This is a genomic window from Planomicrobium soli (assembly GCF_003014655.1).
Taxonomy (GTDB): domain Bacteria; phylum Bacillota; class Bacilli; order Bacillales_A; family Planococcaceae; genus Planococcus; species Planococcus soli_B.
Genome location: NZ_PYAT01000007.1, coordinates 194,781 through 220,800, shown reverse-complemented (window position 1 = coordinate 220,800; position 26,020 = coordinate 194,781). Strand labels below are relative to the sequence as shown.

The 26,020-nt window shown below is 44.4% G+C and carries 21 protein-coding genes, 1 pseudogene and 1 riboswitch; of the genes and pseudogenes, 3 read left to right on the top strand and 19 right to left on the bottom strand.

Going from position 1 to position 26,020, the window contains the following annotated elements; genetic code table 11:
* Positions 1-81: 81 nt before the first annotated feature.
* A riboswitch (Lysine riboswitch) is annotated at positions 82-260 on the top strand.
* 124 nt (positions 261-384) lie between these two features.
* Complete coding sequence (dapA, locus tag B0H99_RS11105; protein WP_106533730.1) at positions 385-1,275, top strand: 4-hydroxy-tetrahydrodipicolinate synthase; 891 nt, start codon at positions 385-387, stop codon at positions 1,273-1,275.
* A gap of 47 nt (positions 1,276-1,322) precedes the next feature.
* Here dapA and B0H99_RS11100 read toward each other — a convergent pair whose 3' ends face one another.
* The 17 genes and pseudogenes from B0H99_RS11100 to B0H99_RS11020 form a co-directional block, all read right to left on the bottom strand.
* Complete coding sequence (locus B0H99_RS11100) at positions 1,323-2,162, bottom strand: STAS domain-containing protein (RefSeq protein ID WP_106533729.1); 840 nt, start codon at positions 2,160-2,162, stop codon at positions 1,323-1,325.
* Positions 2,163-2,232: 70 nt separating this feature from the next.
* Positions 2,233-3,189, bottom strand: a complete 957-nt coding sequence (locus B0H99_RS11095; RefSeq protein ID WP_106533728.1) for a GGDEF domain-containing protein — start codon at positions 3,187-3,189, stop codon at positions 2,233-2,235.
* Positions 3,190-3,201: 12 nt separating this feature from the next.
* The gene (locus tag B0H99_RS11090) at positions 3,202-4,002 is read right to left on the bottom strand and encodes an alpha/beta fold hydrolase (RefSeq protein ID WP_106533727.1); all 801 of its coding nucleotides are present in this window, start codon (positions 4,000-4,002) and stop codon (positions 3,202-3,204) included.
* 145 nt (positions 4,003-4,147) lie between these two features.
* On the bottom strand, positions 4,148-5,467 hold the full coding sequence (locus B0H99_RS11085; RefSeq protein ID WP_106533726.1) for an MATE family efflux transporter: 1,320 nt from the start codon (positions 5,465-5,467) through the stop codon (positions 4,148-4,150).
* 187 nt (positions 5,468-5,654) lie between these two features.
* Positions 5,655-6,575 (bottom strand): SDR family NAD(P)-dependent oxidoreductase, encoded by a 921-nt coding sequence (locus B0H99_RS11080; protein ID WP_106533725.1) that lies wholly within the window; start codon positions 6,573-6,575, stop codon positions 5,655-5,657.
* A 33-nt stretch (positions 6,576-6,608) separates the two neighbouring features.
* Positions 6,609-7,523, bottom strand: coding sequence for an SDR family NAD(P)-dependent oxidoreductase (locus tag B0H99_RS11075; RefSeq protein ID WP_106533724.1), 915 nt, complete (start codon positions 7,521-7,523; stop codon positions 6,609-6,611).
* A 25-nt stretch (positions 7,524-7,548) separates the two neighbouring features.
* Positions 7,549-8,466: an SDR family NAD(P)-dependent oxidoreductase gene (locus tag B0H99_RS11070; RefSeq protein WP_106533723.1), complete on the bottom strand. Its 918-nt coding sequence runs from the start codon at positions 8,464-8,466 to the stop codon at positions 7,549-7,551.
* Positions 8,467-8,591: 125 nt separating this feature from the next.
* Positions 8,592-8,885, bottom strand: a pseudogene (locus B0H99_RS11065) (LutC/YkgG family protein); the annotation flags it as partial.
* A 242-nt stretch (positions 8,886-9,127) separates the two neighbouring features.
* Complete coding sequence (locus tag B0H99_RS11060; protein ID WP_106533722.1) at positions 9,128-9,454, bottom strand: L-rhamnose mutarotase; 327 nt, start codon at positions 9,452-9,454, stop codon at positions 9,128-9,130.
* A 115-nt stretch (positions 9,455-9,569) separates the two neighbouring features.
* Positions 9,570-10,622 carry a rhamnose ABC transporter substrate-binding protein gene (gene rhaS, locus B0H99_RS11055; RefSeq protein WP_106533721.1) on the bottom strand — a complete coding sequence of 351 codons (1,053 nt, stop codon included), beginning with the start codon at positions 10,620-10,622 and terminating at the stop codon, positions 9,570-9,572.
* Between the two features lie 70 nt (positions 10,623-10,692).
* On the bottom strand, positions 10,693-11,736 hold the full coding sequence (locus B0H99_RS11050; RefSeq protein WP_245894506.1) for an ABC transporter permease: 1,044 nt from the start codon (positions 11,734-11,736) through the stop codon (positions 10,693-10,695).
* The gene (locus B0H99_RS11045) at positions 11,733-12,767 is read right to left on the bottom strand and encodes an ABC transporter permease (RefSeq protein WP_106533720.1); all 1,035 of its coding nucleotides are present in this window, start codon (positions 12,765-12,767) and stop codon (positions 11,733-11,735) included. The genes B0H99_RS11050 and B0H99_RS11045 overlap by 4 nt, the downstream gene beginning before the upstream one ends.
* Positions 12,768-12,793: 26 nt before the next feature.
* Positions 12,794-14,305 carry a sugar ABC transporter ATP-binding protein gene (locus B0H99_RS11040; protein WP_106533719.1) on the bottom strand — a complete coding sequence of 504 codons (1,512 nt, stop codon included), beginning with the start codon at positions 14,303-14,305 and terminating at the stop codon, positions 12,794-12,796.
* A 170-nt stretch (positions 14,306-14,475) separates the two neighbouring features.
* The gene (locus B0H99_RS11035) at positions 14,476-16,104 is read right to left on the bottom strand and encodes a response regulator transcription factor (protein WP_106533718.1); all 1,629 of its coding nucleotides are present in this window, start codon (positions 16,102-16,104) and stop codon (positions 14,476-14,478) included.
* On the bottom strand, positions 16,091-17,914 hold the full coding sequence (locus tag B0H99_RS11030; RefSeq protein WP_181313654.1) for a cache domain-containing sensor histidine kinase: 1,824 nt from the start codon (positions 17,912-17,914) through the stop codon (positions 16,091-16,093). The genes B0H99_RS11035 and B0H99_RS11030 overlap by 14 nt, the downstream gene beginning before the upstream one ends.
* Positions 17,904-18,944, bottom strand: a complete 1,041-nt coding sequence (locus B0H99_RS11025; protein WP_106533779.1) for an autoinducer 2 ABC transporter substrate-binding protein — start codon at positions 18,942-18,944, stop codon at positions 17,904-17,906. Before B0H99_RS11025 ends, B0H99_RS11030 begins: the two co-directional genes overlap by 11 nt.
* 179 nt (positions 18,945-19,123) lie before the next feature.
* The gene (locus tag B0H99_RS11020) at positions 19,124-20,623 is read right to left on the bottom strand and encodes an L-fucose/L-arabinose isomerase family protein (protein ID WP_106533716.1); all 1,500 of its coding nucleotides are present in this window, start codon (positions 20,621-20,623) and stop codon (positions 19,124-19,126) included.
* 111 nt (positions 20,624-20,734) lie between these two features.
* Here B0H99_RS11020 and B0H99_RS11015 point away from each other — a divergent pair, with 111 nt between their 5' ends.
* A complete protein-coding gene (locus tag B0H99_RS11015) occupies positions 20,735-21,610 on the top strand; it encodes an AraC family transcriptional regulator (protein WP_106533715.1) in 876 nt (291 codons plus the stop codon).
* 243 nt (positions 21,611-21,853) lie between these two features.
* A complete protein-coding gene (locus B0H99_RS11010; RefSeq protein WP_106533714.1) occupies positions 21,854-22,882 on the top strand; it encodes a DUF2382 domain-containing protein in 1,029 nt (342 codons plus the stop codon).
* 179 nt (positions 22,883-23,061) lie between these two features.
* On the opposite strand, the gene B0H99_RS11005 is transcribed toward B0H99_RS11010, so the two are convergent.
* Positions 23,062-24,522, bottom strand: coding sequence for a CoA-acylating methylmalonate-semialdehyde dehydrogenase (locus tag B0H99_RS11005; RefSeq protein ID WP_106533713.1), 1,461 nt, complete (start codon positions 24,520-24,522; stop codon positions 23,062-23,064).
* 65 nt (positions 24,523-24,587) lie between these two features.
* Entirely contained in the window at positions 24,588-25,799 is a 1,212-nt protein-coding gene (locus B0H99_RS11000) for an iron-containing alcohol dehydrogenase (RefSeq protein ID WP_106533712.1), read from the bottom strand.
* Positions 25,800-26,020: the final 221 nt, after the last annotated feature.

Here is a 26,020-nt window from a genome sequence, read left to right as displayed (position 1 = left end):
ATATACCCGATTCCTCTTGCATTTAGCAGCGTTTTTTGTTAAAGTCTAGCTAATTCAATATTTCCTGCTTCAATCATTTGAAGTGAGGATAGAGGTGCAAAAACCATTAGTATACAAGCCGAGGAGTATGAGCTCCAAGGACGTTTGCAGAAAGGGGGATTTGCCGAAGCGATAAGAATCTCATGCTCTTATCCGCTGGTTCTGCATTGAACAAATGCTGGACTGTCATATAGGAAACTATATGGAGGGCTATCTGACGCACAGAAACGAGTGGTAAACATTGTTTCTACTGCACCAACGAGAGCCTCGTTGGTGCTTTTTTGTTTATTCCCGGTTGCCCAACACCTCAGGATTAACAACAAAAAATGATAAGGGTGTGAGCTTATGAATTTTGGCCAAGTAGTAACAGCGATGGTAACTCCTTTTGACGCAAATGGAGAAATTGATTTTCAAGCGACAAAAACATTGGTGGAGTATTTGATTTCCAACGGATCGGACGGGCTGGTCGTCGCCGGCACTACCGGAGAATCGCCGACTTTGAGTTCTGAAGAAAAAGTGGAGCTGTTCAAATTTGTCGTAGCAACCGTTAATGGACGGATTCCAGTCATTGCCGGAACCGGCTCCAACAATACACGCGCTTCCATCTCCCTGACAAAGCAAGCAGAAGAAGCAGGCGTTGACGGCATCATGCTCGTCGCACCGTATTACAACAAACCTTCACAAGAAGGCATGTTCCAGCATTTCCAAGCTATTGCAGCAGTTACTTCCCTGCCAGTTATGCTTTATAACATTCCAGGGCGCAGCGTCGTCAACATGTCGGCCGAGCTGATCATCCGCCTGTCTGAAATTGATAACATCGTCTCCGTGAAAGAAGCGAGCGGCGATTTGGATGCCATGGCAGCCATCATTGAAGGAACGCCAGATACATTTTCTCTTTATAGCGGAGATGACGGTTTGACATTGCCTGTGCTTGCAATTGGCGGACATGGGATTGTCTCTGTCGCTTCGCACGTGATCGGAAGCGAAATGCAGGAGATGATTTCAAGCTTTAAACAAGGAGACACAGTGAGCGCTGCATCCGCCCATCGCCAATTGCTTCCTATCATGAAAGCATTGTTTGCCGCACCAAACCCTACACCAGTGAAAACCGCCTTAAACTTGACTGGCGTTCCGGTCGGCGGGGTTCGGCTGCCGATGATTCCATTGACCGCTGAACAAAGCGAAACATTAAAGCAAGTGTTGCCTGCCGACAAATTAAACGCAGCGACAAAATAAGATTGGAAAAAGTAAAAGCCGCTGAAGAAAAAATTCAGCGGCTTTTTTTAACTGGTAAAATTTAATTTTTGGACCGCTTGCTTCAAGCTGCCGCCAATTTCAAGGCTATTGATATCTACATCAAGCTGTGTTAATGTCAAGGCGATTTCTGGACGAATCCCTGTTAGAATTGCGCGGACCCCTACGAGTTTCAATGATTGTACAATTTGGATAACTTGTTCCGCGACCATTGAATCGACTTTAACTACACCGGACAAATCGACGATCAATGACGTAATCCGCTGACGGTTCGCCGCCAGCAACGTTTTTTCAAGCATATATCGCGCTCTTTCCAAATCGAGATCTCCAATAATCGGCAAAACCGCAATATGGTCGTTTAACGGAACAACCGGCGCAGACAATTCCAAGAACTCTTTTCGGGCTGCAGCTAGATTTTTCTGATAAGCATCTATATATGCTGTGCTGTATGAATTGACCGCGTGATCTAAAAATGAATGGAATACTTCCATGCCCTCAAAAATGTTTTCAGTGGACATTTTTTGGTGCAATGCTTCTGTCTTAATCACTTTTCCGATGTGCTTCCGGTAAAGGGAAGTTTCCATCAGCGCACTTTCCAAAGACATGCCTTGTTCCAAAAAATACCTGCCTGTCGATTCTCCCCATTGCGTAATCTTATCGAGTACTTCTTTTTCCAAATAATGCTGCATTGAATTGCCCAGCAACTCTACAAAATTCGCTCTGGTTTCGGTTACAACTTCCATCAATTCCTTGTATGCCTTCAATTCTTCCTCAGGGACGTTTTTAATTGTTTCTTCATGGATCAACTGGGCAATGAGATATTTATCCTTTACCACCCGTTCCCCCAACCATACAATCTCTTTCTCCATTTGGCCCTCCCACACGGTCTTTCAAATTTTCTTTTTTTATTGAATAAGTCCATTCGTATTTACTTTTACTCTATTGCATGTATGCCCATTGAGCAGTAACCCGGTTGCGTCCGGAGCTTTTGGAACGGTATAATGCCTCATCTGCTTTTGAGAACAAGCCCGCTGGATTATCGCCGCTTTCGTAGACTGCAACGCCGATACTGACTGTGATATTTACATGCTTCCATTCTCCATGCTCAATGTTTTCCCGAATTCTCTCGGCCATCTTTAAGGCTCCGTCACTGTCTGTGGCTGGAAGGACAATAACAAATTCTTCCCCTCCCATGCGGGCGACAATGTCCTGATCCCGTGTTTCATTTTGAAGTTTCCCAGCTAGTTCTTGCAGCACCGAATCCCCGACCGGATGTCCATATGTATCGTTCACTTGCTTGAAATGATCGATATCAACTACCAATAACGTTAGCGGTTCGCCGGTCTCTGAAGATTCCCCTGTCAGTTGCAGCAATTGTTCGTCCAAATAACGTCGATTCTTCAAACCAGTCAGCGAATCCGTTTCTGTCATTCCTTGAAGTTGCGCATTTAGCTCTTCCAACTCCTGTTTCTTTCCTTCCACTTCTTTCATCAAATCTTGAAGTTTTTTGTACGCTTCTGCTGATTCCTGGTGGATTTTCTCAGCTTGGCGCTTTGCCATGAGCAATTCATTTTCATATTCCTGTCGGATAGTCATCGGCAAGAGTACGCATTCATAACGGCCATTCCGTTCCGCAGTATTCATCAGCACCGGTATGCGGCCATTGACACTTTTTAAGGTCAGGAACATTTCCTCCACTTTACCATGCATCTTGATCGATGGCGTAAAGTAGGTTTGAAAGTAAACGCGTGAGGCAACTGTCAGCATTTCATGCATATGAATCAAAGGTTCATCTACTCCGATCAGTTGCTTCAGCGTTTCGTTCATTTCAATGATGTAATTGGATGAATCGATCACTAAGTAGCCGCAAGGCGCTAAATTCAATTGTTCATCCATCCCGATTTCCTCCTATTCTGCTAGGTACTCTTTTATGCGGCAAATCGTTTCTTCGGCATCGCTGATGTGTGGATTATGGCCCATAGCGTCCATTATGACAAATTTGCTGCCTGAAATTTTGCGATGAACATATTCGCCGACTTCAGGAGAAGCAATAGCATCATATTTCGGTTGCAATATCAACGTTGGCACCGTTACTTTTTCGAGATCTTTCCTGACATCCGAACTGAAGGTCACTTCCGCAAACTGGCGTGCTATGACTGGATCGTTTGAAATAAACAGCTTCTCAAGATCCTCTGCTAAATGCGGCCGCTCCGGATTTTGCATACTGACCGGAGCCAAGTATTTTGCCCATTCCTTATAGTTTACTTCCATCATTTCCAGCAAATCTTCAATGTCTTCTTTATCAAAGCCTCCACGATAATCCGGTTCATTCAAGTAGCGCGGTGAAGGTCCGACCATGATTAACTTATCCATCAATTCCGGCTTTTCTATTGAAGCAAGCGCCCCGATCATACTGCTCACCGAATGCCCGACCAAAATGATTTTTTCCAGATCAAGCGCCTCGCATACTTCCAATAAATCCTGTTTATAGCCATGAAGGGAATTATACCGTTCTGTTGAGTATTGGGATTTATCGCTTTTCCCAGATCCGACATAATCGAACAGCACCACCCGGTACTTGTCTTCAAAGGCCGCCGACACTTCACGCCAGACTAGTTGGTCACAGCCGAAGCCATGGGCGAAAACCATTGTCTGATCTCCCTGCCCTTTTACGTGCACGTTATTGCGTTTCAAGATTTCTGCATTCATATATTGGTCCTCCATTGCAGCATTTAGTCGATAATATAGATTATAGCGAATTTCCTAACTTCTTCTATAATAGCATTATATATGAATTATAAGTTATTCTGGTTCTAAATTCATATCAACCCTAACTTTTAAAAAGCTGCCTTATTTAAGAAACTATTTTTGCTGATTCCGTATACTTTCTATTTAACCTGGGAACATATAGTGCCAAAAAGAAAGAGCGGCCAAGGCTGAACACGATAAATGCCAGCCACAGCCCATGGTTACCGAATATCGGCACCAGGGAAAACAGCGCCAGCAAATAGACGAGCAAGGCAAAGATCATTGAATTTCGAATCGGTGCGGTTTCAGTGGCCCCGGTGAATAACCCATAAAGAATAAGGCCGAAACTTGCCGTAAATGGAAAGATGATGAGCCACTGATCATATGTCTCTGCTAAAGCAATCACTGATGGAATGTTAGTAAAAATTGAAATAATGCGTTCGCTGAAAAGATAATAGACGCCGGCAATAATCACTGAAGAGATAACAGCCCATTGAGATGATAAAGATAACGTCTTTGTATAGAGCTCTTTGTTCTTTGAGCCCATTGCCTTCCCGGCTAAAATGCTCGATGCATTGGAAAACCCATCATAAGCGTATGCCATCAGATAATGGATTTGAAAAAGCACAGCATTTGCCGCTAACATTTCCGTGCCGAACGAAGCCCCTTTCATCGTAAACAAATTGAATACCGTCAATAGGCATAACGTGCGGATAAAAAGATCTTGGTTGACGCCCATCATTTTTTTTAAAGAGCCGGCATCGATGATTTCCTTTAGTGGCGGAAATTTAGTCCGCCCTAAAAGTTCCTTCCATAAAATGAATATCCCTAGGGAAAACGCAAAAAATTCAGCAATAAGCGTTGCTGCCGCCACTCCTGATATTCCCCAGGAAAATCCGTTGACAAATAGCAAAGCTAAAATGATATTCAGTACATTCATCAAAATTTGAATCGTCACTGAAACTTTGATGCGTCCCATCCCCATCAGCCAGCCAAGAATCACATAGTTCAATAAAGTAAATGGAACACCCCAGATGCGGATGCCAAAATACTCCGAAGCGAACTTGCTGACGTCTGCTGCCGGATTGATCATAGCCAATGCTGCCTGCTCAATCGGTTTTTGCAGCAATAAAAACCCAAGGCTGACGAGCAGGGCGATGAAAAATGGGCGGGCCAATGCCAACACACTTTGCTGTTCATCATTCGCTCCACTCGCCTGTGCTGCGAAACCGGAAGTGCTGACGCGCAAAAAACCGAAAAGCCAGTACATGGTATTGAATATGATGGCACCCACTGCAACGCCGCCAATATAAGCGGGATTAGGAAGCTGCCCGACGACAGCCGTGTCAACAGCGCCAAGCAGCGGGGTGGTAATGGTTGATATGGTAAGAGGAATTGCTAAAGCTAAATATGCGCGATGATTCATTTATCTGCTCCTAACTATACTTGTTGCCGTGTTTCCTGCTGTTAATACACAATGTATATCGATTATAACAAGGTCTTTAAACGTCTACAGCATATTTTTCCAGCCACTTTCTTCACTATTATACAGAAAGCCAGAATGAGGCCTATAAATGAAAGAAAGCTGGCCTATGAGCAGCCAGCCCTCTTTCTCATGTTCTTTTTTGCTGTTCCTCTTCTTGTTTCATCCGCTCCCGTATGCCGCCGGAAACGCCGGTTCCCGTTTCCATCGGTTCGTACAGGCTTCCGGAAGTCGGAGGTGCAGGCGGAGCGCTTTGAATAATTTTTTTGACGTACTTGGCATTAAATGCTTCCGTTGTTCCAGGCGCCAAATGACTGGATATAGCGGCACTTTTCGCTTTTATGCCGGTATCAACACTCTCTTTTGGATTGTCGATCAAATCGACAATTGCATCGATGACGATTTCCGGATCGTCCATCGGTTTTAGTTCAGCTGCATGCCCCGTATAGTTTCCGGTATGTTCGAACCAAGGTGTATCCGTTGCCCATGGATGCACGGTGCAAACATGAATCTTATCATAGCCTTCCAGCTCAATTTCCTGATGGAGAGCTGCGCTTAACCCTGTTACCGCAAACTTTGTAGTGCTGTATGGCGTGTAATAAGGATATGGAATTTTACCGGATACCGAACCTACATTGATAAGCGTACCGGTTTTTTGTTCCTTGAAATGACGGAGTGCATAATGGCTGCCATAAATGGTACCGATCACGTTGATTTGGACGGCTCGGGTAATGTCTTTTGTCGGAACTTCTGTAAAAGGGCCGATCACGCCAACCGCCGCGTTATTGATCCAAACGTCGATTGCCCCGAAAGCAGCTATTGCCGATTCGCACAAATGTTTAACATCTTCCTCTTTGCTGACATCCGTTGTCACGGCCAATGCATTCGGTCCGATTTCTATTGCCAACTCTTCAATCAATTGTGTACGCCGGGCCGCCAATACAACATTTGCCCCTTCGGCTCCCAGCTTTTGCGCGACCCCTTTTCCAAATCCACTTGATGCACCCGTAATAACAACGGTCAACCCCGCATGCTTTTTCTTATTGGCCATCGAGCTATCCCTCCGCTTCGTTAGTTTCATTCATTATTGATCACTAATTTTTTTTCGGGCCAGCCGTTCTCTCAAGTCGCCGGATACACCTGTGCCTACAGGATGCGATTCATGCAAGCTTCCGGAAGTTGTCGGGGCAGGCGGAGCATCCATCAGCATTTTATGCAGCGCTTTGCCTGTGGACTTATCGGTGGTTCCTGGCACAATGTTGCCGATGAATGCTGTCCCGGTCACTTTAGCACCGATTTCCGCTTGTTCTTTTGGTTTGTCGACCAATCCGATAATTGCATCAATAACTTTCTGCGGATCATCAGCGGGCCCAACCAAAATCTCATGGCCGCTGTAATTTCCGGCATGATAAGTCCATGGCGTATCGGTCACCCAAGGGTCCACGACACAAACATGGATATCTTCGAAATCATCCACTTCCATTTCCTGATACAAACCTTTGCTAAGGCCGGAGACGGCTGCTTTCGTACCGGTGTAAACCGCTCCGAAAGGAACTGCGGCTTGACTTGCGAAAGAAGCAATATTAATGAGTGTACCGGATTTTTGCTCTTTGAAATGCCGAAGTGCATAGTGCGTGCCGTAAATGGTACCAAGCATATTGATTTCCACTGTGCGGACCAAATCAGCTAAAGGCGTTTCCGTAAACGATCCATATGTTCCCACACCCGCATTATTGATCCAGACATCAATTTTCCCAAAGGTTGAGATGGCCGTTTCGCATAAATTTGCAACGTCTTTTTCCTTGCTGATATCCGTGGTTACTGCAATAACGTTCGGACCATATGCCTGTGCAATTTCTTCAATCACATTCGTACGGCGTGCCGCAAGCACCACATTTGCTCCTTGGGCGGCCAGCTGCTGCGCAGTGCCTCTGCCAATGCCGCTCGATGTGCCGGTGATGACCACCGTCAATCCTTGCCGATTTGTTTGGTTTGCCATAGTGGTTCCTCCTGTCGCTTATCGTCTACTCTTCCTGCCCTTTCAATTTCCGCTTCAGCTTTTCACGTAAGTCGCCTGACACTTCCGTACCTTCAGCAGTTGGGGTGTGCAAACTGCCTGACGTAGCGTCAGCTTCCGGTGCAGACATTAGCATCGCCATCAAGGAGGCACCGTTCAATTTCCCGACCAGACCCGGCACTAATTTATAAGAAGCCAGTGTCCCTTTCACTTTGAAGCCGATGTCGATACTTTCTTGCGGTTTGTCGATCAGTCCGATGACCGCTGCAATGACTGTTTCCGGATCGTCCACTGGGCCAAACCGCAAGTCGTGGCCACTGTAATTACCGGTATGCACCGTCCAAGGCGTATCGGTCACCCATGGATGGACGGAACAAACATGGATGTCATCTCTTCCTTCCAGTTTCATTTCCTGGTACAGTCCTGCACTGAGAGAAGTGATGGCCGCTTTCGTTCCGGTGTATATGGCTCCATAAGGCAGCGGCACTTTGCTGACAAAAGAAGACATATTGATCAGTGTGCCTTGCTCTTGCTCCTTAAAATGCTTCAATGCATAATGGCTGCCGTACATTGTGCCGAGTATATTGATCTCGACTAGGCGAACCAAATCCTCAATAGGCACTTTAGTAAATGAGCCGATGATGCCGAGCGCCGCATTGTTTATCCAGACGTCGATTTTTCCGAATCTTGATACCGCTGTTTCATACAGCCGTTTCATGTCTTCTTCTTTGCTGATGTCAGTGGTGACCGGTAATGCATTCGGTCCGCATTCCTTCGCCAATTCTTCGATAAGTCCGGTTCGCCTTGCAGCAAGCACCACATTAGCTCCTTCCGCTGACAGCTGCTTCACAATTCCTTTTCCAAATCCGCTCGATGCCCCGGTGACGACTACCGTTAATCCATCACGTTTTTTTTCGCTGGCCATGCTACCACTCCTAATTGTGGAGATATAGTTTTCGCTGATTTATACGTACCCTTTTAGGCATAAGAAAAACGCCTTTGCAAACACCATTAAGCTGACATTTGGAAGACGCATATTTTCTCTGCTATTCACTTGTCGGTTACAACAATATGGACCGCTTCAACGGGCCCATGAACACCGATGACAATATCCATTTCAATATCAGCGCTGTTGCTCGGCCCTGAAATAAAATTGATGCAGGTAGCAGTCGTTTTTCCTTCCTCCACATCCTGATGCACCCGGTGCGCAGCGTGGGTCATGCGCGGCACAATGGTCGATTGGGGAACGACCGCAACGTAAGTGACCGGAAGCAAACTGACAGATCGGGCAATGTCTTTGTCATTGTACTGAACAACCGTTCCCGATTCAGCCAGATCAATATCACGCTCTCTAAAATCCTTTTCAATTGTTTTCATGGATGTATTGCCGCCGCCCCAATTGCAGACAGAGCGGTCCTATCCGATTAGGTTCGAACGGTAAACAAGTTCGCTGAGTCCTGCAGCTAAATTATTGGCCTTTTCTTCGCTCCATAGTTTCTGTACCATAAGTACCTCCGGTGTGATTATTTTTTACAGCTGCTGAAATTGCTTTTTCAGTGATTTGAAGAAGTTGAAGAAATCTACATTCATTTTAAATAAAACACTTCTCTCAGCGGCTTGATCGGTTCTGCTCTATTGAAATCAAATGATCCTTTTACCATAGTTGAAGTGATGGCATTCCATTTATTGCAGGCTTCGCTTTCCGCTATGTAAGCAAATGCCCGCTCAACATCCTCGCATTCAAAGCAGTAAAAAAATTGGGCACCATTTTGAAAGATGGAATAATTTTGGATGCCTGCTTTAGTATGTTCATCGAGCACTTCTTGCCAAGGTTCTTCATGGAGCTTCACATAGTCATCCAAAACCTCTTCTTTGATCGTCCACGTCCATGCAAACTTATTGCTTTTTCCCATCGTTTTCCTCCCATCAGCAAACCTTCATCTTTCTCGTTATAACAAAAGGATATTGATGGGAAGCAAGTGCTTCCCATCAACATCTTTTGGGTGCAGGATCAAATCCTTTAATCTGTTAATAAACTTCTTTCCATTCGGCAATATTTTCTTTGTCAAACCGGAACGGTTCGCCCAGCATGACTTGTGTTCCTTCGCCGTCTTCCACGATTTCTTTTTCGCCAAGGCGTCCTGCTTCAAATTTTTCTCCAAGTTTCCCTGTGATTTCACCTTCTACTAGTGCAACAGCCGTCATGCCTGCTCCATATCCAACATCAATCGGATTCCATAGGAACATCGCCGGTGAAACACCGTTTTCAATATAAGTCGCCATTTCGCTCGGAAGCCCTAAGCCCGTTAAAACAATTTTCCCTTCCAGTCCTTTATCCGTAAGCACTTTCCCTGCAGCTGCAATTCCGACAGTAGTTGGAGAAACAATCGCTTTTAAATCCGGATATTGCAGCAGCAAAGCTTCAGTCTCTGATGTGCTCTTATCCCGTAAGTCATCGCCATAAGCAACTTTTACAAGCTCGACTTTTTCATATTCCGGTTTTTCAAGTTCTTTTTTCATCCATTCAATCCAAAGGTTTTGATTCGATGCCTGGGAAGTGGCACTTAAGACCGCAATTTGGCCTTCCCCGTTGATCATTTCAGAAACCGCCTGAATTTGTGTTCGCCCAATCAGTTCCGGATCCGCTTGGTTCACGTGTACCAAGCGGCTTTGCGGATTAACGGCCGCATCTGCTGATAGAACTTTGATGCCTGCATCCATGGCTTTCTTCAAAACTGGCTGAAGTGCATCGATATCATTTCCTGTAATTAAAATAGAATCTACTTTTTGAGTAATCAACTGCTCGACAATTTGTATTTGGCCTTCCGCTGTCGGCTGATCTGGAGCGCGAAGAATAACTTCACCGCCAGCTTCTTTAATAGCCTCTTCAAAACCTTCCATCATTTTTTCCCCGTACGGATTTCCTGTGTTTTTAAATACCATGGCATACGTTTTAGCGCCGTCCCCGCCTGAATCTCCTGCTGCTGCCCCTTGTTCCGGTGCAGCTTCCTGGCTTCCGCAAGCTGTAAGCATTGTTGCCGCCAAACCGATCATTGCAAATTTCGATAGAAGTTTCTTCATCTTTTTTCGCCCCTTTAGTTTTGTTTTTTATACATATGCAACAACCCGATAGCGGCCTGCTGCCAGTAACCTATTCCAATTGTTTCCGTCTGAACCGCTTGAACTTCTGGCTGATATTGATTTTTGGCAGCCCGACTGCCGCAAGCAATAAGAGTCCCGTAATGACAAGCATCGTTTGAGAAGGAATATTGATCAATCCCAAACCATATTGGAGATATCCAAAGATGAACACAGCTATGATAGCGCCGATCATACGGCCTTTGCCCCCAGCCGTGCTGATGCCCCCTAATGCGACCATCGCGATAACGTCCAATTCATACATGGTCGCCACATTCGGCCGCGTGCTGCCCATGCGCGAGGCAAGGAAGATGGCAGTAATAGCAGCCATTAAACCGGCTAATGTAAAAACGATGATTTTAACTTTATCGATCTGAACACCTGAGAACCTGCTCGCTGTCGTATTGTTTCCCATTGCAAAAATCTGTCTGCCAAAAGTCGTTTTATGGAGCAGCAGTGTAAAGGCAACCGCAAGCACCGAAAAAACAAGCAAGATAAATGGAATGCCGCCGACATTTCCCCATCCGAAAAAACTGAACCACGTCGGGAAGTTTCCGGACGCCTGGTCTTCCAGGATGATATACGCAATGCCCCGATATAAAATCATCGTTCCAAGCGTTACAATGACGGCTGAGAGTTCTTTGAACTTTACGATCAGCAAGCCATTGATCAATCCGCAAACCGCCCCTACAAGCAAACAAGCCCCCAGCGCAGCACCCATCGGCATGCCGAAATCATTGTAAAGCGTTGCCATAATGACGGAACTTAATGCGACTGTAGAACCGACCGAGATATCGATGTCCCGGAGAATCATGATCATGACCATTGGAAAGACGATAAACGCCTTATCCAGAAAAATCATAGTGGCATCCCGGAGCCCCGCACCGTTCAAAAAGAAAGGAGAAAGATTGGTATTGATCACCAGCACTAGAAAGAAAACTAAAATCAGCAGCCATTCCCACTGGAGGAAGAATCTTTTCCATGTGAAATCTTGTTTATCCTTAAGTGTCCGTTGAACATATTCACTTTGGCCAATCGCTTTCTGTGTCATGGTCATATCTTCCTCCTTAGCAGATTGTTTCGGTCTACTCCTCTTTTGACAAGGGCGTTGATAATAACAGCTATCAGGATGATTGATCCCTGTATCGCCATTTGCCAGAAAGGAGAAACGTTCATCAACGGAAGTCCATTATTCAGGATTCCTAGCAGAAATGCCCCCAAGATAACTCCCGAAATTTTGCCTGATCCGCCCGCAATGCTCACCCCGCCAAGAATACAGGCTGCAATGACAGTCAATTCGTAGCCTGAAGCCGTATCACCTTGTGCAGAGGCGAACTTTGAAACCCATAAAACTCCTGAAAGTCCGGACAAGCCACCCATGATCGAATAGACGATCAATAAAATCTTTGTCTGGTTGATGCCGCTTACTTTCGCTGATTCCGGATTGCTGCCGACAGCGTAAATCTGCCTGCCCGTTCTTGTATGGTTGATGAAATAAAAAGCGATAATATAGATGACAATGGCGATAAACACCAAAGTGTTGATGCCAAGAATCTTGCTAGTTGCGATGGATACAAAGCTAGCCGGCATTTGATAAGAACTGATCCACTGTCCATCGCTAACTGTATAATTGAGCCCACGGAAAATATTCATCATTGCTAGCGTCGCTATAATAGGAAGAATCCCTATTTTAGCGACCAGAAAACCGATTACAATACCGCATACAATGCCAATCGCTGTTCCCATCAAGATTGCCAAAACCGGGTTCAAACCGCTATAGATACTCACAGTTTGCGCTACGATCATGCCGGACAAAGCAAGGGTAGAACCGATCGACAAGTCAATTCCCCGCGTAATCAATACCAGCATCATACCCAATGCAAGAATACTGAGAATAGCGGTGTTCGTTATCATATCCGTCAAGTTGCCGATTGTTAGAAAGCTGGCATTTTTTGTTTGGACGACTATGCAAAGCAGGATGATGAAAGCCAACAGTCCCAGTTCACGAAATTTTGAAATCGCCGCTAGTTTGGAAGCTTTTTTTTCCACAGGAAGTTCTGTGGAGTTGTCTATTACAGATTCAGCCATCTGATCCACCTCTTGTCTTTTCTGTCTTATCCGGCATTCTTTTTCGGTTTATCTGCCATCGATGCTTCAAGGATTTTCTCCTGGGTAACCGTTTCCCGATCAAAAATTTTAGTGATTCGGCCTTGGCGCATAACTGCGATCCGGTCGCTCATTCCGATCACTTCAAGCATTTCCGAAGATACAAGAATAATTCCGTAGCCTTGTGCCGCTAGTTCATTAATGATTTCATATATAGCTGTCTTTGCTCCGACATCTACGCCTTTTGTCGGCTCATCAAGAATGATGACATCCAATTGGGCTGTCAGCAGCTTTGCAACGGCAACTTTTTGTTGATTTCCTCCCGAAAGGGAACTGACAAGATCAAAAACACTATTCGCTTTTACGTGCATTTTCTCAGCAAGGTTTTTTGTAAATACGTGCTCTTTCTTTTCATTCAGCCAACCTTTTGTGCCGAATTTTTTCAATGCTGACAGGGTAATGTTCCGCCCGATGCTCCATTGAAGCACGAGCCCTTGCAGTTGCCTGTCTTCCGGCAAATAGCCGATGCCGAGCTTGATGGCTTCTTTCGGGCTCTGGATGCTGACCTTTTGGCCATTCAACTCGATCGCCCCTTTGTCGTAAGGCATGATTCCAAAAAGCGCTTGGCATACTTCCGTTCTTCCTGCACCGACCAGCCCAGTCAACCCTAAAATTTCTCCTTTGCGGAGCGTAAACGAAATATCAGCAAAATAACCTGCTTTGCTCAGCCCCTCTACCTCTAGAAGCTTTTCGCCCAGTTCCCCACTGCGGTCCGGAAAAACTTGATTGATTTCCCGGCCGACCATCGCAACAATCAATGCTTCATTGGAAATTTCGTTTATCCCCCAAGAGCCGATGTATTTAGCATCGCGCAAGACGGTGACCTGTGACGCAAGCCGGTACATATCTTCAAAACGATGTGAGATAAAGATGATTGATGCCCCTTGGTCCCGCAAACTTTCAGCAATTTTATAAAGCTCTTCGCTTTCTCTTGAAGTCAGGGCGGCTGTCGGTTCGTCCATAATGATGATTCGGGCATGTGTGGAAATCGCTTTGGCAATCTCAACAATTTGTTGCTGCGCTACACTCAAAGAACCCATTTCAGCTTTAGGATCAATAGATGAACTTAGGGACCGCAAGATTTTTCGAGCTTCCTCATGCATTTCTTTCCAAAGCAAACGTCCGGTAAGCTTTTGGACTTTTTCATGCCCCATGAATATATTCTCGGTCACGCTCAAATCAGGATAGTTCGTTACATGCTGGTAAATTGCCGCTATTCCTACTGCTTGGGCATCATTCGGCCCAGCAAACTCCACCTTTTCTCCACTCAGGAAAATCTCCCCTTCATCCGGCGCATGGACACCTGTGATTACTTTGATAAACGTGGATTTTCCTGCGCCGTTTTCGCCCATCAACGCATGAATTTCTCCTGGTTTCAGCTTAAAGTGCACTTGGTCCAGAGCTGTGACTCCCGGAAATTTCTTAGTAATCCCCTTTAATTCCAAAACGTATTCAGACATAGCTTCACTCCCAAACATATAGTATTCCTGCAGTTATTCAGATGATGTTAGCGCTTTCACAAAGAATACATTTTATTCGAATTTTCAGTAAGTAGAAGATTTTCGGAAAAAGGTGGGTATTTCTCTGTTTGTTTTTGTTTATACAAAAAAAACCCCCATTTCTGGAGGTTTTAAGCTTTCAATTTTTCTTTGTATTTAGAAGGAAGTTCACCATAGTATTTTTTGAACAATTTGCTGAAGTATTTAGTATCGGTGTATCCCACTTCTTCTGAAATTTCATAGACTTTTAAATTTGTTGTCAGAATCAATTCTCGGGCTTTACTGATTCGGCTTCGCGTAACAAAATCGAGGACTGTCTCTCCTGTTTCGCTTTTAAAGCATTCACAGAAATAGGTTGGATTCATATAAACATGGCTGGCTATTTTTTCAATTGTAATGTTATCTTTTAAATGTTGCAGGATCCATTCTTTGGCCAGGGCCGTTTCATTGTGTACTTTTTCTTTGTTTAACGCCGAAAGCTTTTGGTAAATAGCCAGTACCCAGCTTTCCAATTCCTGATTCAGCTCTTCTATGTTTTTTGTTTTGCTCAATAAATTTGCTGTATCGCGAATATCCAACAAATCTTTATTTACCCGCGGAGTGCATTTAATTACGTAATTAATCAGCTGAACGCTAAGCGATTGCAAGAAGAATTCCGCTTCACTGGATAAGCGCAAACCATGCAGCTCATCAGTAAACAAGCTGAGCCGCTTTTTCAATTCCTCCTCATTCATCCGCTCCAGCGCTTGAATGATTTGCTGGATCAATTGCTGCAATTTCCCCGCATTCCTCAATTCGTGGTTAACCATGAGGATTTCGCCCGAATCCTGCAGCAGGATCTGATTATTGCCGAAAATGGCACGATACTGCATAAGTGCCAATACGTCATTAGCAATTGTTTGCAGATAGCTCAAATCTTCGAAAGACTGACTAATCGCTACTGAATTTGTAAATGGCAGCAGATTTTGGACAGTGCTTTGAAGTTTGTGGACAAAGTTCCGGATCTCTTCTTTGAATTTTTCTTCGCTTTCATTTTCCTCGCTGCAAAGCAACGCCCAAAAACAGGAGGCTTCTCCCCTCCATTTCCAGAAATCTCTTTTACTGTCCTGAAGCAGTTCTCCGATAATGTTTTCATTCGCTAGAATCCATGTACGCCACTCTTCTTTTGGCATGGCATTTGAATAACTTAACGGTTTATCAATCGCAATTTGAATTAGTGTATAGGTTCCTTTTGGAAAATCACTCGTCCAGTCCAATAAAGAAATATCGTATTCGAACCCTTTTGTGGCCTCAATGAGTTTTTCCACTTGTTTAACATATCCAAGTTTCCTCGCCTGTCCTTCCAATAGGATTGTTTGTTCCTGTTCTTTCCACTGGATTTTAACTTTTTGCCTGAGAACATCCAACTGTTTTTTAAATTCTTCCCGGTCGATCGGTTTTAAGATATAATCCAGCGCCCCTTCTCTCAGGGCAACTTGCAGGTAATTGAAATCATCAAATCCGCTAATGACTACAGGATTGAAAAAAGCCACTTTTTTCATCTTTTTTATAAGCGTCAGACCATCAACCACCGGCATTCGAATATCGGTAAGGAGAACATCAAATTCAAAAGGCTCTTTTTCATAGGCCTCGATCAGTTCAATTCCATCACCAAATAAAGCGATCACTTCCCAATCTTCTCCACAAGATAACACCAATTTTTCTATTCCGCGGCGAATGCGGTTTTCGTCATCTACTATAACCGTTTTAATTTTTTTCAAGTTTTTGTTGCCCCCCTTCAGTACTGTTTTTTAATACAGGGATTTTAATCTCGACTTCTGTTCCTTGATCGTGGCCACTGGAGATGTTCAGGCCAAATCCGCTGCCAAAATTCATGGCAATGCGTGCGTGGACATTGCTTAATCCAAAATGTGAATCCCGTTTGGCCATTGGATCTGAAGCAAGCATCTGCTGGATGTCTGCCAGTGTTTCTTCTTTTATGCCAGTGCCGTTATCCTTTACTTTAAAAGAAATTTCTTCTGTTCCATCGGTGCCCGGGACCAGGCAGACTCCAATTTCGATGACCGTAACCCGCCCGTAGACAAGGGCGTGTTTAACTGCGTTTTCAACAATCGGCTGCAATACGAACTTGGGCGTATAATAATTTCGGGATTCTATCTCTTCCCGGATAATAAAATCAAATTTTTCCTCAAACCGGATTTTTTGAATCGTCAAATAGTCTTTTACATGCAGCAATTCGTCTGAAATAGGCACCACAGATTCTTTATTGCCGATGGAGAACCGAAGCATCCGGCCGAGCAGCGTGACCATTTCTACGACCGTTTCTTTCTCGTCGTCATCAACTGACATGGCAATTGTCTCTAAAGTGTTGTACATAAAATGCGGATTGATCTGCGACTGTAAAGCATATAATTCCGCTTCTTTTTGTTTCAATTCGATCTGGTAGTTTTCCCGGATCAAGTCTTTGATTTCTGTAATCATGGAATTGAAGTTATTAGCGAGCATTCCTATTTCATCGGTAGTGCCAATCGCTAAATCCACATCAAAATCTCCTTTTTCAACCCGTTTCATCATTCTAGTCAAGCGATTAAGCGGACTTGATACATTCCACGCCAATAAGAAGGAAATTAATGTACTGATAGCCACGAAAACGAGAAAGATCGCGATCGTTGCGTTTCTGACCAAATCAGTTTTTTCAGTCAAATTTCTGGCTAAGACGCTGTGGGCCAAAGTCCACCCGGTTTCATCCATGTAATTTAAGCTAATCAGCCGGCCTTCGTCTTCTTGGGTCGATCGGAAACTGCCATTTATTTTAGGATATTTGTTAAATTCCCGGTCAATTGTCCGGATTTTGTTCGCATCCGTATGATAAATGATCCGTCCATCTTGGTTCATCATCCACAAATCCGCTTTTCCTTCTTCGCTCATCTCGTTGATGACACTCTCCAGGAAAGTAACATTCACCGCCACAAGAACAGTGCCCAAGTCGGTCCTGTTCTCCAGATCAGTAAGCTGCTTCATCACCAAAACGAAAGGCGGATCTCCCTCAAAACGCAAGGAAGTTTGATGAGGCAAAACAAAAACATCATTGCTTTTCAACTGGATGTCTTGGCCATATGATTGAGAGTAATCCACTAATCCGAAATTGGAGTATGGAATTTTTGTGCTATGGAAAATTCGGTTCTTCGATATTACGAAAACCCCCAATATATCCTGGCTGCTTCCATTGATGAAAGTTCGTGTTAAATAAGTATTCACAGTGAACTCATCTTGCAGAAGCGCCGAGCGGCTTTGGTGGGCATCTTTCCTTAGAATCCCGACCACTTCATCCGAATTGTAGAGAAGGTCCGGGTACTCCCTCAACTCCCTTACTTGATTGGCAATATTTTCATTGGCCTGCTTCAAGAGCTTTGGAATATATTCGCCTACTTGTTCCTCAATGGATTTTGTATACTGGCTGTATGCGATATAACCTAACAGGGAAATCGGTATAACTGTCAGCAATACATAAGTGACGATCAACTTGGTCCGCAGCCGGTAATTTTTGAATTTCAGGAGTTTAGAAATCATATTGGTCCACATTCTCTTTTGTAAAATCCATCGGATCCCCCATAATTACCGTATTGTCGATCATCCGTATTTTCCCCACCTTTGAAATCTCTTGCCAATCAAAAGGCTCTTTCCCTTTCAGCGAGTTGTGGGCTAACGTTACCGTCAAGTATCCCAGTTTTTTCGGGCTCCACAGTGTAATAATCTGGGCTGAGCCATCCTTCAAATATTCGTTCATCGGATTGGGCGATGACAGCCCTACAACTGCCACTTCCCCTTCTTTCCCAAGTTCTTTTACCGCTTGGGCGGCTGCTGGGGGCCCGACCGAAGAATTTCCGATAATCCCTTTCAAATCCGGATATTTTTTCAGCAGCTTTTTTGCTGATGCATAGGCACGTTGGGGATCATCATCATTTGCCGACACTTCAACCAATGTCATATTCGGGTAATATTCTTGTTGATGAACTTTTATCCAATAGAGCCATTCGCTCAAATTGGCGGCCGATAAAGCTCCCGTCAACACGGCAAATTCACCTGTTTCATCTGTATTCCATGCCAGTGTATCCATCAAGTGACGGCCTAGCGTTTCAGGATCCACCATGTTAATAAAAAAATCTCTTGCTTCCGGAACCGTATCGGAATCCCAAGTGATTACATTGATGCCGTTCTCTTTTGCTTCCAACAAAACAGGAGCCAATTGTTCGGGATCATTTGCTGAAACAGCAATCGCATCCACTTCTTCTTCAATCAGTTCTTCAATAATCGAAATTTGCTGAGAAGCATCTGCAAAAGCTGGCCCTTTGTACAGTAAATTAACTCCCAAGTCCTTAGCCGCTTCGAGGGCGCCTTCTTCAACCGCGTTAAAATAAGGAATATTTGCCACTTTAGGAACAATCGCTATTGTAATTTGCTGTAAGTTTTGAGCATCTTTTTCTTCTGCTACCACTTCATCGATCGAATAAATAACTTCGTAACTTTCTTTATCATAAGAAGAGAGCGAGCAAGCGCTTACAATAAACAAAGTACAAAAGAGACTGAACAACGCTTTCATAGGACGAATGCACGCTCCTTCCTGTCTATCAGCAATTCATTAAAATTACAGCCATAGAAAAGCGGACAATTTTAAATTTATCGATATTTTAACACTTTTCAGACAACTTAGCTTTACTTTTTTAATAGCTTGATAAATAAAAGGAGGCTATTGGCAGCCTCCTACAAAGAATTATTCACCTACAAAGTTACATGCTTCATATTTAATAATTCTCCGACTTTTTGAAAAAGCTTGGCATTCTTTCCAATAGCTAACGCACAATGATGGGTTGGGGCTTCCTTGAACCAATGCTCCATGAAATCATCAGGGGGCATAGAAAATCTAATTGGGGTCTGGGTATTGCCAACTTGCATAATGTCCCCATCTATAGACTCGCCTTCGCCAATGATCAGCTTAAGGTTGCCATCCCCGGTTTGTGTGACATTTAAAATGGTGACCGGTCCCGTTTGCACTTTTGCTTCCACGGACACTCCAGTGCCTTGCTTGCCGTGGTATAGCCCCATTCCCCGAAGAATCGGCTGGCCGTCTGAAATAGCGATATGAAATGGCCCGTCATGCCCGAGCAATATAGTTTCCGCATCATAGTCGATTGCCATAATTTCCGAGAAGCTGCCCCCTGTTCCCAGTATGTCAGCGATTTTCATGCCTACAGCAGTTTTGAGGTCGCCTTCTCCGGAACAAGGAATGCCTTTAGCCGTAAGCAAGGAATGGCCAACGATAAAACCTGATTGAAGTTGTTCGAAATGGCTGCCGGAGGAACCGTGATAATAGTAAGCCAGTGCATCCAGATCAAACGCCTTCACCATTTTTTCTTGCGCCGCCGCAACTTTGCAGGACCATTCCAATTGTTCTTGCGTCGGTTTTCTGGCAATCGGATCCGATTGAGAATCTCCGCTGAGTTTGAACATCGCATGGACTTCTTCCATCTTCTGCTTTACTTCTGTTTCGGTGACTTCTTTAAAAAAAGCATCCAAATCCCCCATTTCCATTACCTCGACATGAAGTCCGGTCTGCGCTTGGATCATAGTGAAATCACTGTACAGATCCAACATTCCATTATAAGTGTTTCCTAAAAATCCAAAACGGCTTTCTCTTAATGTGCGGGGAACCGCCGCTGCACGAATCCATTCACTAATTTCTTTCCACGCGCGAACCGCTTCTTTGCGGTTGCTCGTTTTTTCATTTGCTAATGAGATTTCCGGTGTTTCTTCCATGCCCAACAATCCGTTGACAACACGAAACGGAATTTTTGCCCGGTTAAAGGCATTTGAAATTTCCGGGACCGGGCAAGCTCCGCAATGCGCGAGCCATTCGCCCGTAGTTGTATGCCGGTAATTGATTTTTGCCGTCGGCTGCAAATTCAAGATGACCGCAGGTGCGCCACAAATTTGATGGATGGGCAGGATCGCTGAACTTGTGGAATACGTAGCAGAATGGCAAAAAATCAAATCAACGTTTTTCTCATTGAACCAATAGCCTGCTTTTCTCGCCTCCGTTTCAGTATCGACCAGTCCGTAATTGTAAACTTCCCCGAATTCAGACATTTTTGTTTCTAAAAATCTTCCGTATCCTTCTATCCTCTCTTTTAACCCAGGAAATTGACTCCAATAGGCCTGCAAACCGATGGTATAGAGACCAATGCGCGCTTTCTTTGCCGGTTTAATCATTTGAAAAGCCATACTTATTGCCTCCTTTTTTAATCCTGTTATTTTCAGTTATTGTAACCGTTTACAATACAACCTACATCGTGTAATGTTGTTCAAAAATAACAGAATGTTGCGGAGGTCAAAATGGCTTATTATCGAGAGCAGGCAGCCCATAATTGGACAAAAGATTCAATCCGCCTTATTGCCACACCCAGCCAATTTGCCAGAACTTCTTTTTTCTATGTTGAAGAAGCTGGATATTTCCGCACATTGCCAGGCTACTTCACCGATAGGGAGCAGCTGAACTCTTTTCTCATAGCAATTACCTTATCCGGAACAGGTTATTTAACCTTTAAAGGCAAACAGTACAAGCTAAAAGCGGACGAAGCTTTTTTTATTAATTGTATGGATTATCAGCATTATGAAACTGATAGTAAGGATTTATGGGAATTCATCTGGGTTCATTTGAATGGCGCTGCGATTAACGGCTACTATCACTATTTCCAACTATCCGAGTCTCCGGTTATCGCGCTGAAAAACCCTGATACCGCAAAGTCCGCTTTGCAGCAGTTGATAGAGCTGCACAGGGAATTCACTCCCTATTCGGAACCGCTAAGCTCCAAGATTCTGACCGACCTGTTAACTGAATGCCTTTACTCCGCTAACGGCCCGCAACCAGCTGGAGATTATGTCTCAGAGACAATGACAGGTGTTATGCGTTATTTGGAACGGAACTTCAACAAACCGCTATCGCTTGATCATTTAGCTAAGCATTTCAATATCAGCAAATACCATCTTGCAAGGGAATTTAAAAAATATGCCGGCCTTGCACCAAACGAGTTTCTGATATCCTACCGGATCACTTACGCAAAAAATGCATTAAAATACTCCAACAAACCGGTAGCTGTTATTGCAGAACAAGTTGGTGTGCCAAATGTCAGCCATTTTATCAATCTGTTCAAACAGCGAACTGGCACTACGCCGCTTGCTTATCGCAAAAGCTGGCAGCCGCCGAAGTGACAACTTAATTCAATAGCTTTCTTTAATTTCCCCTGAGATAATCTGCAAGAAAAACAACCAAAAATGAAGAATCTTTAAAGCTTTCCCCATATTTTTTTCTACCGCTAAATCCTTATATATCAACTGTTGAGACAGGCATCTCGGCTATTTTTAACACGTATAATGTTTAAGTTTTAGAGAGTCGGGGGTAAACTACCACTACCTGAGTTCAAGGTTATCCAACATTACAAGGAGGAATTTACCATGGCTAGAAAAGACAATACATTTATCGGAGTATTCAACACACAAGCGGAAGTTTTAAGCAAAGTAACAGAACTTAAAGCACAAGGCTACAACGAAAATGATATGTACGTTGTTGGCCAAGATGAAAACTCGTTTTCAATGGTCCAAAATCAGACAGACGTTCATGTAGACGCTGCTGGTGGACAAAACGAAGACCAAGGATTCATGGGCAAATTCATGTCAGCACTTTCCGGCGATTCTTCTTCTGCAGGAGCATTCAACGGAATGGGATTGGATCAGCATGAGGAAGATGAATATCTTCGCCAGGTGCAAAACGGCAAACTTGTACTATATGTAGATAGTGATTATGGCGATTCTTATGATCGTTACAGCCAAAGCTATAACAGTTCTTCAGGAACTGGCAGCACTTCAAGTGAATCGGCTGCAGGATTCGGTTCCAGCACAACTTCAGGATTGACATCAAATGACCGGGATACGTTCGGATCTTCATCTGATACAAGCGGAACGTTCGGTTCAACTTCATCGGATAGCGGAAGCACATTCGGTTCAACTTCCGGCACTACAGATAGCACAACTGGCGGAACGTTCGGTTCATCAACTGATTCAACAACAGACGAGGAACGCCTACGCCTTCACGAGGAACGTTTGAATGTCGGCACTGAACGAGTTCAAACCGGCGAAGTGAATGTCGGCAAGCATGTTGTCGAAGAAAACCAATCGATTGAAGTTCCAGTGGAACGCGAGGAAGTGTACGTAGAACGCCGTCCTGTAAATGAAGAAGTGACAGACGCAGATGCTTTCCGTAACACTAACGAAACGATCAATGTACCGGTTTCAGAAGAACGCGTAAACGTTTCGAAGAAAGACGTCGTTTCTGAAGAAATCGTCGTCGGCAAGAAGAAAATCCAAGATACTGAGCATGTGAACGAAACTGTTCGCCGTGAAGTAGCTGACATTGACGAAGACGATAACACTCGAAATACTACAAACCGCAACAATACAAACAACAACAATAATAACTCGTTTTAATTATTAGAAAAGCAGGCAGCCCATAAGCTGCCTGCTTTTTTTTGCATCGGTTGATTAGCACAAGAGTCCCTTTATACCGATAATTCCTACGTTTCTTCCGGCAATGCCAATTTAGAAGAAAAAATCCATACATAAAAACACCTGAAAGAATTATACTCTTCCAGGCGTTCAGCAATTTTCTATGACCAGCGTGCAGTCAGCATTTTTCTTCTTGTATAAAATTCAACGCCATCCGACCCGTTCGCATGCAAATCGCCATAGAATGAATTTTTCCAACCGGAGAACGGGAAGAAGGCCATTGGAGCAGGTACGCCTAAGTTGACGCCGAGCATTCCCACTTCGATGTTTTCACGGAAATAACGGACGCTTCGTCCACTTTCAGTGAACAGGCAAGCGCCGTTTCCAAAATCGGATTTGTTTGTCAGTTCGATCGCTTCTTCAAGCGTATCCACGCGGACGATGGAGAGAACCGGAGCAAAGATTTCCTCTTTCCAAATGCGCATATCCGTCGTCACGTTATCAAAAATAGTTGGCCCGATAAAGTAGCCATTTTCCGTCATACAAGCATCTTCTCGGCCATCACGCAAAAGCACCGCACCTTCCTGCTGGCCGATTTCAATATATTGAGCTGTTTTTTCTTTGTGTTCACTGCGGATTACCGGTCCAAGGAAGACGCCTTCTTCCAGTCCATTGCCAATAGTCAAACCGTCTGCAGCTTCTTTCAATTTTTCGATAAGCGGTTTCGCCACTTCTCCGACAGCAATTACTACAGCGCAGGCCATGCAACGTTCACCTGCTGAACCATAAGCCGCTGAAACGATTTCTTTTACAGCAGCATCAAGCTGAGCATCCGGCATGACGATGGAATGGTTTTTCGCTCCCGCCAATGCTTGAACACGTTTGCCATGACTTGTTCCTGTTTTATAGACATATTCCGCCACCGGCTGAGAGCCTACAAATGAAATGGCCGGAATTCCTTCGTGCTTAAGGATGCTGTTTACAACTTCATGGCCGCCGTGGACGATATTAAAGACACCTTCAGGCAATCCCGCTTCTTCAAACAATTCCGCCAAGCGATTTGCCAAAAGCGGTGTTTTTTCAGATGGTTTCATGATAAACGTATTCCCCACAGCAATTGCCAGCGGGAACATCCAGCAAGGAACCATCATCGGGAAGTTGAATGGCGTAATTCCGCCCACAACTCCGATCGGGTATCGATACATGCCGGATTCAATGTCCGTCGCAATATCAGGCAATTGTTTCCCCATCATTAAACTTGGAGCTCCTGCCGCAAATTCCACACATTCGATGCCGCGCTGTACTTCTCCTCGCGCTTCGTTAAAGCTCTTGCCGTTTTCAAGTGTGATTAAGCGGGCAAGTTCGTCCCAATGTTCCACCAAAAGCTGCTGATATTTGAACAGGATACGCGCTCTTCTTGGCACCGCCGTTTTGCTCCACGTTTTAAAGGCTGCAGTTGCCGCTTGTACTGCATCATCAACGTCAGCCAATGTCGAAATCGGTACTTCAGCCAGAATTTCTCCTGTCGCTGGGTTTGGTACTTGGTTATATTCTTCGGTTTTCGCTTCTACCCATTCTCCGTTGATATAGTTTTTCAAAACGTTTTTTGTAGTAGTTGTCATTAGTATTTCCTCCTTAAGATTTAAAATCAATTGGTCTGCCGAACCTGGCAGCTTCCGCTATCGTTTCAGGATAGCTTTCCTGACATTTCATCCGATGCAAATTGGTAGTTATAGCACAGGCGGTACAACGCTTCAATTTCCTGTTGATCCGGGACGCGCGGATTGTTGTTCGGGCTTCCGCTGATCAAGGCATCGGCAGCCATTTTGGGAAGTGCTTTTTCAAATTCCGTCTGATCGATTCCCCAGCTTTCGAGGTTCGGAATTTCAAGATCCAGGCATAGCTTTTTTACTTGTTCTACCGCAAATTCGGCTGCTTCTTGCATCAAGAGAGTTTCTTCATTCCCGGCAAACAAACGGCCGATATCAGCCAAACGTTCCAAGCACGACTCTTTACTGAATTCCAGTACTGCCGGAAGCAACATTGCATTGGAAATACCGTGAGGCACATGAAACAAGGCTCCAATTGGCCGGGACATGCCGTGGACCAGACAAACAGAAGCGTTTGAAAAAGCCATTCCCGCATACATCGATCCGGTTGACATCGCTTCTCTTGCCGCTACATCTTCCGGATTATCAAAAGCTTGCCGCAAATTGGGGACAATCAAACGAATGGCTGCAAGCGCCAAAACGTCCGTCATGGGATGAGCTTTTTTAGACAGATAAGCTTCCACTGCATGGCTGAGTGCATCAACACCGGTGGCAGCTGTCACTTTTTTAGGGGAAGACATCGACAATACCGGATCAACAATTGCGACGGCCGGCATAAAAGCAGGCTGCTTGATCATCATTTTCACATCATCAGCAACGTTTGTGATGATCGTAACATCCGTCGCTTCTGAACCGGTACCTGCTGTTGTCGGAATCGCGATATGCGGAATCGGCGATGTGGCCGCTAATTTTTTCGCTCCCATATAGTCACTTATATAACCGCCATTTGAAGCAAGAACCGCCACCGCTTTCGCTGTATCGATACAGCTGCCGCCGCCGAGTGAGATGATGGTATCACATCCCGACCCAGTGAAAAGCGCCAATGCCTCCGCCACATATCGGTCAGTCGGCTCAGATACAACACCTGTGTATACTTCACTTTGAACATTTTCCTGCGATAAAATTTCCACGCATTTGTCAATATTGCCAAGGCTCTGCATAATGCTGTCGCTCACAATCAACGCCTTTTTCCCTCGCAAAGCCGTTTCAACCCCTACCCGCTCAAATGCGCCCTTTGCATAAACAATCACTTGAGGAGTTCTGAAAACTTCATAATTGATCAATGCCATTCACTCCATTCTTTTATCTCACTTTTTTATTCAGCAAGAAACGTGCCATGTTTTATAAATATGGAATAAAACGAAAAAAATAAATCAGAAGACCAGAAAAAGTAATCAGAAAAGACCGTAAGTAAGCGGTTTCATTTTCGCAAAAGATTTCCATAAAAGCGTGCTTTCCTGAATCAATAGATAAGAAATGAACGCTTGCCCTCTGTAAATTGTAGCAACTA